Source organism: Yinghuangia seranimata, assembly GCF_029953285.1.
Taxonomy (GTDB): Bacteria; Actinomycetota; Actinomycetes; order Streptomycetales; family Streptomycetaceae; genus Yinghuangia; species Yinghuangia seranimata.
The window spans coordinates 80,879-96,883 of the sequence record NZ_JASAOI010000047.1 but is presented as its reverse complement, the minus strand read 5'-3'; the positions used below and the strand labels follow the sequence as shown (position 1 = coordinate 96,883).

At 72.9% G+C, this 16,005-nt stretch carries 15 protein-coding genes and 1 pseudogene; 8 read left to right on the top strand and 8 right to left on the bottom strand.

The genetic code is table 11. From position 1 onward, the window contains the following. Positions 1 to 15: 15 nt before the first annotated feature. The gene (gene mshC / locus QI554_RS28950) at positions 16 to 1,242 is read right to left on the bottom strand and encodes a cysteine--1-D-myo-inosityl 2-amino-2-deoxy-alpha-D-glucopyranoside ligase (protein ID WP_281473863.1); all 1,227 of its coding nucleotides are present in this window, start codon (positions 1,240 to 1,242) and stop codon (positions 16 to 18) included. A 180-nt stretch (positions 1,243 to 1,422) separates the two neighbouring features. Between mshC and QI554_RS28945 the strand changes: the two genes are divergently transcribed. Then, complete coding sequence (locus QI554_RS28945) at positions 1,423 to 2,178, top strand: TetR/AcrR family transcriptional regulator (RefSeq protein ID WP_281473861.1); 756 nt, start codon at positions 1,423 to 1,425, stop codon at positions 2,176 to 2,178. 111 nt (positions 2,179 to 2,289) lie between these two features. Continuing rightward, complete coding sequence (locus tag QI554_RS28940) at positions 2,290 to 3,843, top strand: MFS transporter (RefSeq protein WP_281473859.1); 1,554 nt, start codon at positions 2,290 to 2,292, stop codon at positions 3,841 to 3,843. Positions 3,844 to 3,979: 136 nt separating this feature from the next. Here the strand turns inward: QI554_RS28940 and QI554_RS28935 are convergent, their stop codons facing one another. The 3 genes from QI554_RS28935 to QI554_RS28925 form a co-directional block, all read right to left on the bottom strand. Then, positions 3,980 to 4,819, bottom strand: coding sequence for an SCO1664 family protein (locus QI554_RS28935; RefSeq protein ID WP_281473966.1), 840 nt, complete (start codon positions 4,817 to 4,819; stop codon positions 3,980 to 3,982). Positions 4,820 to 4,854: 35 nt separating this feature from the next. Then, on the bottom strand, positions 4,855 to 5,421 hold the full coding sequence (locus tag QI554_RS28930) for a DUF3090 domain-containing protein (protein WP_281473964.1): 567 nt from the start codon (positions 5,419 to 5,421) through the stop codon (positions 4,855 to 4,857). Positions 5,422 to 5,521: 100 nt separating this feature from the next. Beyond that, entirely contained in the window at positions 5,522 to 6,292 is a 771-nt protein-coding gene (locus QI554_RS28925) for a histidine phosphatase family protein (RefSeq protein ID WP_281473858.1), read from the bottom strand. A gap of 82 nt (positions 6,293 to 6,374) precedes the next feature. On the opposite strand from QI554_RS28925, the gene corA reads away from it, so the two are divergent. Together corA and QI554_RS28915 are read left to right on the top strand one after the other, a co-directional pair. Beyond that, positions 6,375 to 7,349 carry a magnesium/cobalt transporter CorA gene (gene corA / locus QI554_RS28920; RefSeq protein WP_281473857.1) on the top strand — a complete coding sequence of 325 codons (975 nt, stop codon included), beginning with the start codon at positions 6,375 to 6,377 and terminating at the stop codon, positions 7,347 to 7,349. Between the two features lie 365 nt (positions 7,350 to 7,714). Next, complete coding sequence (locus QI554_RS28915) at positions 7,715 to 8,290, top strand: hypothetical protein (protein ID WP_281473856.1); 576 nt, start codon at positions 7,715 to 7,717, stop codon at positions 8,288 to 8,290. Between the two features lie 24 nt (positions 8,291 to 8,314). Here the strand turns inward: QI554_RS28915 and QI554_RS28910 are convergent, their stop codons facing one another. Then, positions 8,315 to 9,361: an LLM class F420-dependent oxidoreductase gene (locus QI554_RS28910; protein ID WP_281473962.1), complete on the bottom strand. Its 1,047-nt coding sequence runs from the start codon at positions 9,359 to 9,361 to the stop codon at positions 8,315 to 8,317. Positions 9,362 to 9,529: 168 nt separating this feature from the next. Here QI554_RS28910 and QI554_RS28905 point away from each other — a divergent pair, with 168 nt between their 5' ends. Together QI554_RS28905 and QI554_RS28900 are read left to right on the top strand one after the other, a co-directional pair. Beyond that, positions 9,530 to 10,510, top strand: coding sequence for an aldo/keto reductase (locus tag QI554_RS28905; protein ID WP_281473854.1), 981 nt, complete (start codon positions 9,530 to 9,532; stop codon positions 10,508 to 10,510). Positions 10,511 to 10,555: 45 nt separating this feature from the next. Further along, complete coding sequence (locus tag QI554_RS28900) at positions 10,556 to 13,213, top strand: helix-hairpin-helix domain-containing protein (RefSeq protein ID WP_281473853.1); 2,658 nt, start codon at positions 10,556 to 10,558, stop codon at positions 13,211 to 13,213. 227 nt (positions 13,214 to 13,440) lie between these two features. Here QI554_RS28900 and QI554_RS28895 read toward each other — a convergent pair whose 3' ends face one another. Beyond that, positions 13,441 to 14,067 carry a hypothetical protein gene (locus tag QI554_RS28895; RefSeq protein WP_281473852.1) on the bottom strand — a complete coding sequence of 209 codons (627 nt, stop codon included), beginning with the start codon at positions 14,065 to 14,067 and terminating at the stop codon, positions 13,441 to 13,443. A gap of 112 nt (positions 14,068 to 14,179) precedes the next feature. Between QI554_RS28895 and QI554_RS28890 the strand changes: the two genes are divergently transcribed. Then, complete coding sequence (locus QI554_RS28890; RefSeq protein ID WP_281473960.1) at positions 14,180 to 14,365, top strand: DUF5703 family protein; 186 nt, start codon at positions 14,180 to 14,182, stop codon at positions 14,363 to 14,365. Between the two features lie 321 nt (positions 14,366 to 14,686). After that, positions 14,687 to 15,235, top strand: coding sequence for a hypothetical protein (locus tag QI554_RS28885; RefSeq protein ID WP_281473968.1), 549 nt, complete (start codon positions 14,687 to 14,689; stop codon positions 15,233 to 15,235). A 20-nt stretch (positions 15,236 to 15,255) separates the two neighbouring features. On the opposite strand, the pseudogene QI554_RS28880 reads toward QI554_RS28885, so the two are convergent. Together QI554_RS28880 and QI554_RS28875 are read right to left on the bottom strand one after the other, a co-directional pair. Next, positions 15,256 to 15,483, bottom strand: a pseudogene (locus QI554_RS28880) (chaplin); the annotation flags it as partial. 254 nt (positions 15,484 to 15,737) lie between these two features. After that, positions 15,738 to 15,977 carry a chaplin gene (locus tag QI554_RS28875; RefSeq protein ID WP_281473850.1) on the bottom strand — a complete coding sequence of 80 codons (240 nt, stop codon included), beginning with the start codon at positions 15,975 to 15,977 and terminating at the stop codon, positions 15,738 to 15,740. Between the last annotated feature and the right edge of the window lie 28 nt (positions 15,978 to 16,005).

Sequence of the window (16,005 nt, the reverse complement as noted above, 5' to 3'; positions counted from 1 at the left end):
GGCTGCGCGTACGAACTACAGGGCCACGCCGAGGATCGCGTCGACGGCGCGGGAGGTCACGCCTGGGGCGGCCTCGTCGGTTCCGCCTTCGGTGAGGGCGCGTTCGGCCCAGGCGTCCATGGCGCGGAGGGCGCCCGGGGCGTCGAGGTCGTCGGTCATGCGTTCGCGGATCGCGGCGAGCAGGTCGTCGGCCGGGGGGCCGTCGGGGCGGGAGACCGCGGCGCGCCAACGGCCGAGCCGCAGTTGGGCGGTGGCGAGGACGTCGGCGGTCCACTCCCAGTCGGAGCGGTAGTGGTGGGCGAGCAGGGCGAGCCGCATCGCCATCGGGTCGACGCCTTCGGCGCGCAGCTTGGAGACGAAGACCAGGTTGCCGCGCGACTTGGACATCTTCTCGCCGTGCAGCGCGACCATGCCGGCGTGCACGTACGCCTTGGCGTAGGGCGCGTCGCCGGTGAACACCTGGGCGTGCGAGGCGCCCATCTCGTGGTGCGGGAAGACCAGGTCGGAGCCGCCGCCCTGGACGTCGAACGCCATGCCCAGGTGCTCCAGCGCGATGGCGACGCACTCGATGTGCCAGCCGGGCCGGCCGGGGCCGAGCGGGCTGGGCCACGACGGCTCGCCGTCGCGCGCGGCGCGCCACAGCAGCGGGTCGAGCGGGTTCTTCTTGCCGGGCCGGTCGGGGTCGCCGCCGCGCTCCGCCGAGAACTTCAGCATGTCGGCGGTGCTGAAGCCGGAGACGCCGCCGAAGCGTTCGTCCGAGGCGACGGAGAAGTACACGTCGCCGTCGACGTCGTACGCGGCGCCCTTGGCCTTGAGGTCGACGATGAGCGGCACGATGCGGTCGATGGCCTCGACGACGCCGATGTAGTGGTCCGGCGGGAGCACCCGCAGCGCGGTCATGTCCTCGCGGAACAGCGCGGTCTCGCGCTCGGCGAGGTGGGTCCAGTCCTCGCCGTCGCGGGCGGCGCGCTCGAGGAGCGGGTCGTCGACGTCGGTGACGTTCTGGACGTAGTGCACGCGGTGGCCGGCGTCGCGCCAGACCCGCTGGAGGAGGTCGAAGGCGACGTAGGTGGCGGCGTGCCCCATGTGGGTGGCGTCGTACGGCGTGATGCCGCAGACGTACAGCCGGGCCACCGGCCCCGGGGAGGTCGTCACAAGGTCCCGGACGGCGCTGTCATAGACGCGCGGGGACGCGCCCTGACCAGGCAGGACGGGCAACTCGGGTGCGGGCCAGGCATACATGCCTATGAGCCTAACGGCAGCGGGCGATCACACGCCGTCGGGCCGGTCCCCGGCGCCGCGGAAACGATGAACGGAGAAAATCTCTCCACTTCACTGGAGAATTTTCCTCCACTTCTGCTAGCGTCGGAGTCAAGCGGAGAGAAACCCTCCACCTGGGCACCGGCAGAGCGGGAGACGGCGATGGGCGGCACGACACAGCGGCACTCGGAGACAGCCGCGACCCCGGCCGCGCCCCTGCGGGCGGACGCGCAGCGCAACCGCCAGCTGGTGATCGACGCGGCCCGCGAGGTCTTCATCGAGTCGGGCCCCGACGCGCCGCTGGACGAGATCGCCCGCCGCGCCGGCGTCGGCATCGCCACGCTCTACCGCCGCTTCCCCGACCGCGAGGACCTGATCCGCGGCGTCGTCGTGGACACGTTCGACAAGGTCCGCGCGGCCGCCGAGCGCGCCGACGAGGAGTCCGCCGAGCCGCTGGAGGCGCTGCGCTCCTTCATGCACTACGCGCTCGACGCCAAGATCGCCGCCACCATGCCGGCCCTCATCGGCCGCGTCATGGTCGACGAGGAGTTCGACGCGATGCGCCGCTCGCTCGGCGAGCACGTCGAGGCTCTCATCCAGCGCGCCCAGGCGGCCGGCAAGATCCGCCCCGACATCGTGTTCGGCGACATCACGCTGATGCTGATGCGCCTCTCCCGCCCGCTCGCCCCGGTGACCGACGCGCTCCTCGGCCAGCCCGCGGGCGACCCGCTGGCGCACCGCCAGCTCGACATCTACCTCGACGGCCTGCGCGCCGGCGGCCACGACGAGCGCCACGAACTGCCCGAACCCCGCTTCACGCTCGCCGACTTCGACCGCATCCGCGACGTGGCCGCCGCCATGCACGACGCCGACCGGGCCGAGCGCAAGCGCCGCGACGACGAACGCGCCGACGGCTGACCCGCCGCCCCCGGCACCGCGAGCACTGCACGGCACACCAGGAACGCACCCACCGCACCGCGTCCCCTGTCCTGCACCACCCGCACACAGCAGACGAAGAAGGCGATCCGCATGAGCACCGCCGCCACCCCCGCCAACAGCAGGCCGCAGCACGGAGACGACAGCGCGGGCACCACACCGACCGCCACGACTCCCCCGGTCAACCCGCGCCGCTGGCTGGCCCTCATCTTCATCGCGATCGCCCAGCTCATGGTGGTCGTCGACGTCACCATCGTGAACATCGCCCTACCGTCGGCCCAGGATTCGCTGGGCGTCTCCGACGGCGCCAAACAGTGGGTCATCACGGCCTACACGCTCGCGTTCGGCAGCCTGCTGCTGCTCGGCGGACGCATCGCCGACTACACGGGACGCAAGAGGACGTTCCTCATCGGGATCGTCGGCTTCGCGGGAGCCTCCGCGCTCGGCGGCGCGGCGCAGTCGTTCGGGATGCTGCTCGCGTCCCGGGCCCTGCAGGGTGCTTTCGGCGCGCTGCTCGCACCGTCCGCGCTGTCGCTGCTGGCCGTCAACTTCACCGAGCCGAAGGAACGCGCCAAGGCGTTCGGCGTGTTCGGCGCGATCGCGGGCGGCGGCAGCGCGCTCGGGATGGTCCTCGGCGGCGTGCTGACCGAGTACCTGGACTGGCGCGCGTGCTTCTACGTCAACGTGCCGATCGCGGTCATTGCGGGTGTCGGCGCCTACATGGTGCTTACCGAGACGCGTATGCCGGGCCGCACCCGGTTCGACATCCCCGGCGTCCTGCTCGTCACCAGCGGACTGTTCGCCGTCGTGTACGCACTCAGCGAGGCCGAGTCCAAGGGCTGGGGCTCCGCGCTCGTGCTCGGCCTGCTGGCGGCCGGCGCGGTGCTGCTCGCCGTGTTCGTGTACGTCGAGTCGCGCGCCGAACGGCCGCTGCTGCCGCTGCCCATCGCGCTCAACCGCACCCGGGGTTCCGCGTACCTGGCGATCGGCCTCTCGGTGATCGGCATGTTCGCGATGTTCCTGATCCTGACCTACTACTTCCAGGGCGTGCGGCACTACTCGCCGCTGAAGGCCGGTCTGGCGTTCCTGCCGATGTCGGTGGCCGTGGTGGTGGCCGGCGGCGGGATCTCCGCGCGGCTGCTCCCGAAGGTCCCGCCGCGCGCGCTGATGGTGCCGGGCCTGCTGATCGCCGCGTGCGGCATGTTCCTGCTCAGCCAGATGACGGTCGACTCCTCGTACGCGGCGGTCGTGCTGCCGGCCGAGCTGCTGCTGGGCGGCGGCATGGGCCTGGTGATGGCGCCCGCGATGAACTACGCGACGCACGGCGTCGCCGCGAAGGACACGGGCGTGGCGTCGGCGATGGCCAACACGGCGCAGCAGGTGGGCGGTTCGATCGGCATCGCGCTGCTCAACACCATCGCGACGCGGGCGACCGGCACCTACATGGAGGACCACCGCGCCGAGCTGATGAAGGACCCGTCGGTCAAGTTCGACGGCGTCGTCCACGGCTTCTCGGTCGCGACCGGCTGGGCCACCCTGATCCTGGTCGCCGCCGCCGCGCTCGTCGGACTGCTCATGAACACCCCGCGCCCCAAGATCGCCGAGGTCGGCGCGGACGCCCCGGCCCCCGCGGTGCACGTGGGCTGACGGGCCGGACCGCAACGACGAGAGGGACGAACCCGTGCGGGTTCGTCCCTCTCGTCGTCGGCGTCGGCGGCGTCGTCCGCGTCGGCGATCTGTGTTCTGTGTTCTGTGTTCTGTGTTCTATGTTCTGCGTTCGACGTCAGATCAGCGGCCACGGAACCGCCGGGCGCCGCCCCGGGGTCGGGAGCGGGTGGCGGCCGGTGTCCAGGAGGCGGGCCACACGGGCTCCCACGGCCTCGACCTCGGGCTTGGTCAGATGGGCCGCCAGGGCGGCGTCCAGGCCCGTCGTGAGGGCGTCGCGCAGGCCGCGCAGGGCTTCCAGGGCCTCGTCGGTCAGCGGTTCGTCGGCCCAACCCCACAGCAGCGTCCGCAACTTGTTCTCGGTGTGCAGGCAGATGCCGTGGTCGATGCCGTACACGTGGCCGTCCGGGCCGGGCAGCAGGTGCCCGCCCTTGCGGTCGGCGTTGTTCACGACGGCGTCGAACACCGCGATGCGGCGCATCGGTTCGCTCGCCAGGTGGCACAGCAGCGCCGGCTTCTGACCGCCTTCGCCGTCGTCGACCGCGACCTGCGCGATCGGCAGCCAGCCCGGTTCGGGCTCGGGCCCGTCGGTCAGGCCCACGAGGCCCTCGCCCGGCTCGCCCGGCATCCACAGCTGGCACATGCCCGGGCCGTAAGGCCCCTCGCGGTGCACGGTCGGCGGCACGATGTTCCAGCCGAGGGCCTCGGACAGCGCGTACGTCGCGACCTCGCGCCCCGCGAGCGTCCCGTCCGGGAAGTCCCACAACGGCCGTTCGCCCGCGACCGGCTTCCACACGCACTCGCGCTCGACGCCTTCGTACGCGATGCGGCAGTACAGCGTCGCGTTCGACGCGTCCCGCAGCCGCCCCTCGACGGTGATCTCGCCGCGCGTGAGCAACTCGTCCACGGCGGCCGCGTCCAGGCCGCCGGTCGGGTCGGGCGTGGTCGGCGGAGGCACGTTGCCCACGTCGCCTGCGGGGCCGTTCGCGGCGCTCAGCGGCGGTATCCGTTCGCGCGGGGGCAGATGTGGCCGTCGGCGTCCATCGGGAGCCCGCAGAACGGGCACGGGGGACGGCCGGCGGCGACCACGAGCAGCGCGCGCTTGGCGAACGCCCGCGCCATCGGCCCGGTCAGCCGCACGCGCAGCAGCGGCGGCCCTTCTTCGTCGTCCTCGCCGAGCAGCGTGTCCTCGGGGTTGTCGTCGTCGGGGACCTGTGCCTGCGCCTCGACGACGAGCCGGTCGTCGTCCGAGTCCCACGCGAGCGCCATCGTCCCGACCCGGAACTCCTCGAGGATCGGCGCCTCGAGCGGCGCGGCGTCCTCCAGGTCCGGCGGCGCGACGGCCGGCACGGGGGTCTCGCCGCCGCTGCGCCGCACCAGTTCGTCGAGCAGTTCGTCGACGCGTTCGGCGAGGACCGCGACCTGCGCCTTCTCCAGCGCGACGCTGGTGACGCGCCCGCCGGCCGAGGCCTGCAGGAAGAAGGTGCGCTGCCCTGGTTCGCCGACCGTGCCTGCGACGAAACGGTCCGGGGGGTCGTACAGGAAGACCTGGCGGGGCACGAGCTGCTCCGTACTACTCATTCACGGGTACTGGACAAGGACTGCGGGGGTGCGACGTCTTGCGGGGTGCCTCCAGGAGCGCATACCCCTCCGGTGCACCTTATGGGGCTCCGGCTCCGCCTCCCACCACCGCGTCGTCGGTTGCCGCCGCGGATTTCCGGGAAACGCCGGATTTGCCGCCCGAGGACGCCTTGGCGCGGCGGCGCTTGGGCGCGGGGATCAGCCCTTCGACGCCGCCGCCCGTGTCGTTCAGGCGGGCGACGAACGGCCGCATGGTGCCGTACCGGACGACCGTGAGGGAGCACGGGTCGACCATGATGCGCTGGAACAGGTCGAGGTGCAGGCCGAGCGCGTCGGCGACGATCGCCTTGATGACGTCGCCGTGCGAGCACATCAGGTACTGCGCCTCGGGGCCGTGCTCGGCCTCCAGGCGCGCGTTCCAGTCGCGCACCGCGGCGACCGCGCGGGCCTGCGTGTCGCGCAGCGCCTCGCCGCCCTCGCCGGGGAAGACCACCGCGCTCGGGTGGTTCTGCACGACGGGCCACAGCGGGTCCTTGACCAGCGTCTTGATCTCGCGGCCCGTCCAGTCGCCGTAGCGGCACTCTCCGACGCGGTCGTCCACCTGCACGCCGGCGTCGAGCGCGAGCTTGGTGCCCTCGCGGACGGCGGCGATCTCGGCGGACGTCTCGCGGCACCGCTCCAGCGGGCTGGAGACGACGGCGGCCAGCGGCACGTCGGCGATCCGGCGGGCGAGCGCGGCGGCCTGCTCGCGCCCCCGTTCGTCGAGGCGGACCCCTGGGGTCCAGCCGGCCAGTACGCCCGAGGAGTTCGCGGTGGTCCGGCCGTGCCGGACCAGGAGCAGCGTCGCCATCCGATCACTCTACGGCCGGGACGGGTCCGGCGTGCCGGACGGTGTCCTCCCACCTGGGCCGCGCACCCGACACAATGGCCAGGTGATCGTGGACTGCGCCATCTACCGCAACGGGGTACGCACCCAGGGCCCGACCGACTTCTCGGACGCGCTCGACGAGGCCAGGGCCTCCGGCGACGCCTTCCTGTGGATCGGCCTGCACGAGCCCACCGAGACGGAGTTCGACATCGTGACCAGCGAGTTCGGGCTGCACCCGCTGGCCGTCGAGGACGCGCTGCACGCACACCAGCGCCCGAAGCTGGAGCTCTTCGACGACTCGGTGTTCGTGGTCCTCAAGACGCTGTACTACATCGACGAGACGTCGAGCGTGGAGACCGGCGAGCTGATGGTCTTCGTCGGCGACTCGTTCATCGTCACGGTGCGGCACGGCCACGGCAATCCGCTCGGCCAGGTCCGCAAGCGCCTGGAGGCGAAGGAGGACGTGCTCAGGCACGGGCCCGGCGCGGTGCTGTACGCGGTGTGCGACGCGGTCGTGGACGCGTACGTGGCGGTCGCGAACGAGCTGGAGATCGACCTCCAGGAGCTGGAGAGCCGGGTGTTCTCGGCGCACCGCGACAACGACGCCGAGTCGATCTACCTGCTCAAGCGCGAGGTGCTGGAGTTCCGGCGGGCGTCGCTGCCGCTGAGCGAGCCGGTGCGGAGGCTGTCGTCGGCCGAGGTGATGTACGTCCCGACGGAGACCCAGCCGTTCTTCCGGGACGTCGGCGACCACCTCTCCCGGGTGAACGAGCAGGTCGAGTCGTTCGACCGGCTGCTGTCGGACGTGCTGAGCGCGAACCTCGCGCAGGTCGGCGTGCGGCAGAACGAGGACATGCGCAAGATCTCGGCGTGGGCGGCGATCGCCGCGGTGCCGACGATGATCGCCGGCGTCTACGGGATGAACTTCGACCACATGCCCGAGCTGCGGCAGGCATGGGGCTACCCGACGGTGCTCCTCGTGATGGCGGCCGCCTGTGTGGGCATCCACAGAATGTTCCGGCGCCGCGGCTGGCTGTGACGCCACCCACATCCGTGCGGCGCGCCCCGTCACCCACACGAGTGGGCTCGGCGGTTTCCGCCGCGTCGGCCCACAACCCTTTCAGGGCACGGTCGTTGGAATGGATGACGGCCGCGGCGGGGCTGCTCGAACCCCCCGCCCCGGCCGTAATTACGTGCCGATGTCGAGCCTGTGACGTGGCAATTACGTGCCGGGATCGGCGTGATGCACTCTTTCGTGATCCCCCGGAGCGGGCTTCAGCACCCCGCCCCGGCACTTCCCACGCCGATCCCCGCTTAGGCTGGTGCGGTAAGCAGGCCAGGGGAGAGCAGGTGGGGATGTTCGGCAGGCCGGGTAGGCAGCGCATGTCGCGGACGGAGCCACCCGTGGTTCCGGGTTCCGGTGCCGCGGGCGCCGACTGGTCCTCGCACCGCGAACTGGAGGACGCGGTGCGGGCGTACCTCCTGCACCCCGACATCGCCATGGAGGCGCTCGGCTCGGTGCTGGGGCGCCGGCCGGTGCGTGGGTTCACCCTCGAACGCGTCGTGGACATCAACGCGAACGGCACCTCCGTGTGGCAGGAGGCCGCGGTCTGCGACGACCACCGGCTGGTGCTGTGGCACAGCGAGGACATGACGGACGCGTCCGCGCCCGGCGGCACGGTGCTCGACTCGTCGGTGCAGGTCATCCCGCTCGGGTCGGTGTCGCACGTCGGCATAAGAACCCTCGTCGGCACCGGTGCCGACGGAGAGCGCGAGATGCGCGGGGCGTACGTGTTCCTGGCGACGCCCACACTTCAGGAGATCGCGACCGTGCGGGGCGAGGAGGGCACCTCCACCGGGCGGTTCCGGCAGGAGGCGTACCGGTTCAGCAAGTCGCTGGACGACGGAGGCCCGGGCCAGATCCGCCGCCTGCTGGAGTTCGCGCAGGTCGTGGCGGACCGGGTCCCGGGCCCCCGGTAGCCGGTCGGGCGGTCCGGCGGGGGGTCAGCCCCGGCCGGACAGCTCCAGCGCCTCGGCGATCGTGCGCAGCGTCGCGATGCGGCCCTCGAGGCTGTCGGCGGTCGGCGCGACGGTCAGGGTGGTGACGCCGCTGTCCGCGTACGCCTGCATGCGGTCGGCGATGCGCTCCTTGGTGCCGAGCAGCGCGGTCTTGTCGATGAGGTCGTGCGGGACGGCCATGCCGGCGCCCATGTAGTCCTTCGCCAGGAACTTGTCCTGGATCTCGACGGCTTCCTTCTCGTAGCCCATGCGCACGGCGAGCTTGTTGTAGAAGTTCTGCTCGCGGCTGCCCATGCCGCCGATGTAGAGCGCGGCGTACCCGCGGACGGCGTGCGCGGCCTCGACCGGGTCGTCGCCGAGCGAGACCATCGCGGTCGGGACGACGTCGAAGCCGTCCATGCCCAGGCCGGCCTTCTCGCGGCCCGCCCGGACGTGCGCCAGGGACTCCTCGGCGTGCTCGGGCGCGTAGAAGACGCCCAGCCAGCCGTCGGCGATCTCGCCGGTCAGCTCGAGGTTCTTCGGGCCGACCGCGGCGATGTACAGCGGGATGTGCTCGCGCACGGGGTGCACGGTCAGCTTGACCGGCTTGCCGGGGCCGCCGGGCAGCGGCAGGTCCCAGTGCGCGCCGTGGTGCTCCAGGCGCTCGCGGCGCATCGCCTTGCGGATGATCTCGACGTACTCGCGGGTGCGGGCGAGCGGCTTGTCGAAGCGGACGCCGTACCAGCCCTCGGAGACCTGCGGGCCCGAGACGCCGAGGCCGAGCCGGAAGCGGCCGCCGGACAGCACGTCGAGCGTGGCGGCGGTCATCGCGGTCATCGCCGGGGTGCGGGCCGGGATCTGGAAGATCGCCGAGCCGACGTCGATGCGCTCGGTCTGGGCGGCGACCCAGGTCAGCACGGTGGCGGCGTCGGAGCCGTACGCCTCGGCCGCCCAGCACACCGAGTAGCCGAGCCGGTCGGCCTCCTGCGCGACGGCGAGGTTGTCGGCGTCGTTGCCCGCGCCGAAGTAACCGAGGTTGATGCCGAGCCGCATGCCCATGCCGATACCCCTCTTGTGTCGGTCTGTGTCAGGACGGACCCTACCGCTATTACTACCGCTCAGTAACCTGCCTGGGGCAAGACCGTGGAACGGCACACGGCGCACGCTCGTACGGCCCCGCCATCCGCGCCCCGTCCCCCGGAACGGCTAGTCTCCCGATCCATGGAGCAGCGACATCTGGGCCGCACCGGACTGCGGGTATCCCGGACCGGCCTCGGCACGATGACCTGGGGGCGGGACACCGACGAGCAAGACGCCGCGGACCAGATGAAGGCCTTCCTCGACGCGGGCGGCAACCTCGTCGACACCGCCGACGTCTACGCCGACGGCGAGGCCGAATACCTGCTCGGCCGGCTGCTCGACGGATACGTGCCGCGCTCCGAAGTGGTCATCGCCACCAAGGCCGCCAGCGTGCCGTACAGCGAACGCCGGTTCGACGGCTCGCGCGCCCACCTGCTGCAGGCCCTCGACGCGTCGCTGGCCCGCATGGGCACCGACCACGTCGACCTGTGGCAGCTGCACGCCTACGACCCGGCCACGCCGCTCGACGAGACCCTCCACGCGCTCGAACTCGCCGTCTCCAGCGGGCGCGCCCGGTACGTCGGCGTGTCCAACTTCTGCGGCTGGCAGCTCGCCAAGGCCGCCACGTGGCAGCTCGCGGCGCCCGGACGGGTCGTCGTCGCCAGCGCGCAGATGGAGTACTCGCTGCTGCAGCGCGGCATCGAACGCGAGGTCCTGCCGGCGGCCCTTGACCTGGGCGTCGGCCTGCTCCCGTGGTCCCCGCTGGGGCGCGGCGTGCTGACCGGCAAGTACCGGCACGGCATGCCGGCCGACTCGCGCGGGGCGTCCGCCGACATGGGCCCGTTCGTCGCCACCTACCTCGACGCCGACTCGCGCCGCATCGTCGACGCGGTCGCCACCGCCGCCGACGGCCTCGGCGCCGCCCCGATCGAGGTCGCCCTGTCCTGGGTCCGCGACCGCCCCGGCGTCGTCGCCCCGATCGTCGGCGCCCGCAACGCCGGCCAGCTCCGGGCCTCCCTGGCCGCCGAGGGTCTGACCCTCCCGACGGAGATCCGTGCCGCCCTGGACGACGTGTCCGCGCCGCTGACGGGGTATCCCGACCACGACTGGAGCCAGGCGTAACGGCGGACGCGCCGCCACGCCGACCGACCGCTTGAGATGACGAGAATGAGCCCCCGTTCGAACGTCCCCGACCCCCAACCGGGCCCCGACGCCACCCTGGCCGACCTCCGTGCCGCGGTAGCCGCGATCGACGCCCGCCACGCCGCGGAAGCAGCCGCCCAGGCGGCAGCCGAGGCCGAGCAGGAGGCCCCGCCACCCCCGGCCCTACCGAAGCAGTCGAAGGGCGAGGGGGACACCCCGGGCCCCGACGAGCCGAAGCCGAAGACGAAGGGCCCCCGGAAGCCCGCCGCGGCTGAGAGCGACGAGGGCGGCTCCGCCGAGACGCAATCGCCCGCGGAGCCGGTCGGGGCCGCCACCCAGGGCGCCCCGCCCACCGCGACGCCTGGCGGCGCGTCGAGCGACGGGTCTCAAGCCGACGCGTCCGCGACGGAGTCGCTGGACGACACCACCGGCCGGCCCGCGGTTGAGGACGAGGAGCAAGCCCCTGCTGCGGACGCTGGCGCCCGTGCGCGCGCAAAGTCGTCTTCCGCTGCAGCTGGATCGTCTGCGCCGCCCAGCGAGGCCACGCGGAGCGCCGCGTCGGCGACGGGGCTCGACGCCACCGAGCAGGCCGACTCCGCCGCTCTGGGGTCGACAGCGCCTGGCGGCGCGTCGTCGCGCCAGGCCGCCACGTCGTCCAGCCAGGCCATCCCGTCGGTCCGCCGGGTCGTCCGGGACGATGCCGACGACATTCCCTGGGCCGTGCCCGGTGCGCTCCCCCACACCGGCGCCGCCGAGCCCGAGCGTGTGCCCGATGAGCCTGCGGCGCGGGTCGAGCGGCGGGTGCGGCCCAAGGCCTCCGCCGGGCGGGCTCCCGTCGACGGCGACGCGCTTGATGCGCCTGTCGACGAGGCGGCCGTTGCCGCCGTCGCGGCGCTGCTCACCGCCGGTGGGGCGCCTGCCGCGCTCGCTCCGCAGGTGATTGCGGCGGTCGGGGCGGAGGCCGCCGAGTTGCTGGGCGCCGATCCCTGGGTGCTGCTCGCTGTGCCCGGTGTGTCGCCGGAGAAGGCCGATCTGTTCGCGCAGGAGGCCGAGGGGCGGGTGCCCGACCCCGGGGACGAGCGGCGGGCGCATGCGTTGGTCTCGTGGCACCTGACGCGCGCCGCCTATGAGGGCCACACGGCCGTCGACGCGGCCGCGGTCCGCGATGTGCTGCGGCACTTCGGTGTGCCCGATCCCGGCGCCGCCCTGCGTTCCGCCTATGAGGCCGGTCGCGTCATGGCGTTCGCCGAGCGTCCCGAACCGACACCTGTCGTCGAGGACTTCGCGGATTTCGACGAGCCCGACGACTACCCCGACTTCGACGAGTTCGGCGAGGACGACTTCGAGGACCCGGACTTCGCCGACCCGTTCGCGTCGGACCGCCCCGTCCAGGTCGCGTTGGAGCGCTACGCGCTCGCGGAGGAGAGCATCGCCGACGCCGTCGTGCGCCTCGTCTCCACCGTCGAACCGTCGGACGACCCGGCCCTGACCGCCGCGGAAGGCGCCGCGGGCAAGGCCCTGGGCGCCGCCCTGCGCGGCGCCGCGGTCGTGCTGTTCGCCGTCGGCCCCGGTGAGGCCGTTCCGGGCGGTCCCGTGGCCCTCGCCGCGCGGGCCGCCGCGGAAGGCGTCCGTGCGGTCGTCGCCGCGCCCACCACCGACGGCCGGGAGCTGCTGCGCGCGTCCGCGCCGGAGAGCGACGCCGTGTCGCTGTCAGGCCTGCTGCGCGGCGCCGAGGGCCCCGGCCGGGACGTCGACGGCCTGCTCGACCTCGACCTGCTGGTCGTCGTCGACGCGCATCTGCTGGACGTCGAGGCGGCCGCGGCCGTCCTCGAGGCCCTCCCCGACGGCGGCCGCGTCGTGCTGGCCGGCGACTCCGGCGAGCTCGAATCGGCCGGTCCGGGGCGGGTCTTCGCCGACCTGCGGGACAGCGGTCTGCTGCCCGTGGTCACGTCGGACGGCTCCGCTCCGGGTGTGCTCGGCCGGCTCGCGGGCGGCGTACGGGGCGGCCGGCTGCCGCAGGTGGAGTCGCCCGACCGGCAGGTCGTGCTGGTCGCGGCCCGGTCCGCCGCCGAGGCGGTGCACCGGTGTGTGCAGCTGGTCGGCGACTCGATCCCGCGCGCGCTCGGCATCCCGTCCGAGGACGTGCTGGTCGTGACCCCGGCGCACGGCGGGAGCGCCGGCAGTGCCGCGCTCAACACGGCGCTCAAGGCGCGCCTCAACCCGGGCCCCGGCCAGTTCGCCGGCTTCGACGTCGGCGACCGTGTCGTACGCGTTCCGCCGCCGCGGTCGACCGGGCTCGTCGAGGGCCGGGTCGTCGAGGCGGTCGCGGACGGCCTGGCGGTCGCGTTCCGGGACGCCCCCGAGCGGCCGGTGGTGGTCCCGCGCGGCCGCCTGCACGAGCTGCGGCACGGCTGGGCGGTGACGGTCGCGCAGGCGTCCGGTGTGCGGCGTCCCGGCGCGGTCGCGATGATGCCCGGCGACGCGGCGCAGCTCCTGACGCGGCCGCTGGTCTACACGGCGTTCACGCGTGGCACCCGGCACCTGTCGGTCGTGTACGCCGCCGGTGGAACGCTGCCGCAGGCGGTCGCCCAGCAGCCCACCGGTGCCCGTACGACCCGGCTCGCGGACGCGCTGAAGGCGGCGGCCTCGGAGTCGGGGCTGGTCGAGGAGGGGCCGGCCTGACGCCGACCACCCGGCCGAACGGCCGGGTCGGGCGCGGCCATGTCCGGCACGGCCGGGCCAGGCGCGGTCCGGCAGGAGCAGCCAGGTCAGCCTGGGGCGGGCGTCCGTCGCGGCGTCCGCCCCGATCCCACCGGCGGCAGGTCAGGCCCAGGCGGGCATCCGTCGCGGCGTCCGCCCATAACCCGGGCCTCGTCGGCGGCCGACCCCGACCGTCGGCCCGTCGCGCGTCAGCGCAGGTCTTCCTCCAGCGCCTCGAGGTCGTCCTCGTACGCCGTGCTCGTCTCGAAGCGGTAGATCACGCCGCGCGGGTCGATGTCGTCGAACGGCGCGTCGAGCCACTCCCCCGGGTCGCCCTGCTCGACGGCCGCGACCCACAGCGTCGAGTCGCCCGACTCCAGCCCGAGTTCCTCGGCGCGTGCGGCGATCTCGTCGGGGTCGTAGACGTCGAACAGCACCGCGAGCGCGGTGGACGTCGTCTCGACGCCCTCGCCGCCGCCCGGCTCGTCCGACTCGGCGTCGGCGCGGCGGGCGTGGTCGAGGAGCGTGAGCGCGTCCTTGACGATGTAGTCGCGACGGATCAGCACGCTGATGGCGTCCGGGTTCTCCGGGCCGAGGTAGTCCTCGGCCTCGGAGCGGTCGGGCACCTCGAACGGCGTGACCTCGTCGTAGACGTCGTAGAGCACCTCGTCGTACGCCTCGGCCGCGGCGGCCAGTTCGTCGTACGCGGCGAACACGGCCGGGTCGCTCTCGCCCTGCCGCCGCTCGACGGCGGCCAGGTGGCGGTCGACGGCCGACTTGAGTGCCTCAGCGGCTGCTCGGACCTGCTCGGGGGTGGGCTCAGCAACACCGGTCATGGCATGACGCTATCCGCAACAGCCCCGGTTGCGCACAATGGTTGTGATGCCGGATGCCGATACGTTGGTGAATCGGTGGTTCGTAACTGTCCGGGCTATGTGGGGTGATCGATTGGCGGACTACGAGTTCCAGCAGCTGCACCTGCCGCGCGGCACGTCGCGCGGCGACGCTCGGCGCATCCTGACCGAGCACGCGGAGTACGGGCTGTGGGAGTTGGATCGGCTGACGATCCGCAGGGACGGCAGCCGCAAGGTGGTCCTGCGCCGAAGGATCATCCGTCAGCTGCGCACGTTCTGACCCTCCCGCACCACACGTAAGGTCCCGTCCTCCGCACGGCGAAGGCCGCCCACCCGCTCTACGCGGAGTGGACGGCCTTCGCTGTTTTCGTGCTTCTCGCCGGTTGCCCTAGGGCACCCTCAGTGCCGCGCTCAGCCCTGGTTCGGCCGGGAGCGGCGGTAGAGGATCACACCGCCGAGCAGGAACGCGACGCCCGCGGGAGCCAGCACCATGGTGGCGGCGCCGGTCCTCGCGAGACCGTGCTTGGGGGGAGTGGTGTTGCCCCCGGTCGTACCGCCACCGTTGGTCCCGGCCGGCGGAGTGCTGGCGGGCGGGGCCGTCGTGGGCGGCTTGGTCGACGGCGGACCGCTGGTGGGCGGCTTGGTCGTCGGCGGCGTCGTCGTGGGCGGCGCCGTGGTCGGCGGCGTCGTCGTAGGCGGCGTGGTCGTCGGCGGGGTCGTCGTCGGCGGCGCCGTGGTCGGCGGCGTCGTCGTAGGCGGCGTGGTCGTCGGCGGATGCGTGGTCGGCGGCCTCGTCGTCGGCGGATGCGTGGTCGGCGGACGCGTGGTCGGCGGGCACGTCGTGGGCGGCGGAGGCGGCGGGCACGACGTCGTGGGCGGCGGCGGCATCGTCCACGGCGGCTTGTGCGACGTCGGCGGCGGAGGCGGCATCGTCGACGGCGGCCTGTGCGTCGTGGGCGGCGGCATCGTCGTCGGCGGCTTGTGCGTCGTCGGCGGGCAGGTCTCGACCGGAGCGCACGCCGGCGGCTTGTGCGTCGTCGGCGGCTTGTGCGTCGTCGGCGGCGGAGGCGGCGACGAAGGCGGCGGGCCCAGCGTGGGCGGGCAGGTCGGGTTGGTGCCGCAGTGCGGCGTCGTGTGCGGCGGCTTGTAGCCGGACACGTTCGCGCACTTGTTGCCGAAGGCCGGGTTCAGGAGACCCACGACATTGACAGTGTTGCCGCATACGTTCACCGGCACGTGGACCGGTACCTGCACGACATTGCCCGAAGCCACACCCGGTGAGCCCACGGCGGCCCCTTGCGCACCGCTGCCGGCGTTGGCGATGCCGACGGACGCGGACGCTAGTGCGCCCGAGGCCGCGACAGCCACCAACAGCCCCTTCTTGGCAAGCTGTTGCATAGGAGTTCCCCTGTGTCTTCCGTGTGAGGGGCGGGAGATACCCCGCAACGGCATTAACAGGGTTCGATCAGTTCAAGTCACTTAACTCGGCACGTACGGACGTTATTTTCGCTCGTTCGGATGAGATTCAGGATTTCCTACGACCATCCCATTCCCCCATTCGTGGACCTCCCCCGTCGGGCTCGAACTCCGTACGCGGGCATGCGAAACAGCCCCGGAACCGCAGGTCCCGGGGCCGTTCGCTACGCGACGAATCAGGCGTTGGCGCAGAAGTTGCCGAACGTGGGGTTCAGCAGGCCGATCACGCTGACGCTGTTGCCGCACACGTTCACGGGGATGTGGATCGGCACCTCGATGTCGTTGCCCGAGCCGACACCGGGGGAGCCCACGGCCGCGCTGTTGGCGTCCGCGTCCGCCATCGCCGCGCCGGTGCCCGCGAGCGCCAGTCCACCGGTCGCGAGGGCCAGAACCGCGACCTTGCCCATCTTCTTCATGTGTTTCAGTCCTCCTTGTCGGAACCAC

What these genes read in the sequence shown, in the direction of transcription:
- mshC (WP_281473863.1), bottom strand. Translation starts at nt 1,242, where the DNA reads ATGTATGCCTGGCCCGCACCCGAGTTGCCCGTCCTGCCTGGTCAGGGC.
- QI554_RS28945 (WP_281473861.1), top strand. Translation starts at nt 1,423, where the DNA reads ATGGGCGGCACGACACAGCGGCACTCGGAGACAGCCGCGACCCCGGCC.
- QI554_RS28940 (WP_281473859.1), top strand. Translation starts at nt 2,290, where the DNA reads ATGAGCACCGCCGCCACCCCCGCCAACAGCAGGCCGCAGCACGGAGAC.
- QI554_RS28925 (WP_281473858.1), bottom strand. Translation starts at nt 6,292, where the DNA reads ATGGCGACGCTGCTCCTGGTCCGGCACGGCCGGACCACCGCGAACTCC.
- QI554_RS28910 (WP_281473962.1), bottom strand. Translation starts at nt 9,361, where the DNA reads ATGCGGCTCGGCATCAACCTCGGTTACTTCGGCGCGGGCAACGACGCC.
- QI554_RS28905 (WP_281473854.1), top strand. Translation starts at nt 9,530, where the DNA reads ATGGAGCAGCGACATCTGGGCCGCACCGGACTGCGGGTATCCCGGACC.
- QI554_RS28900 (WP_281473853.1), top strand. Translation starts at nt 10,556, where the DNA reads ATGAGCCCCCGTTCGAACGTCCCCGACCCCCAACCGGGCCCCGACGCC.
- QI554_RS28895 (WP_281473852.1), bottom strand. Translation starts at nt 14,067, where the DNA reads ATGACCGGTGTTGCTGAGCCCACCCCCGAGCAGGTCCGAGCAGCCGCT.
- QI554_RS28875 (WP_281473850.1), bottom strand. Translation starts at nt 15,977, where the DNA reads ATGAAGAAGATGGGCAAGGTCGCGGTTCTGGCCCTCGCGACCGGTGGA.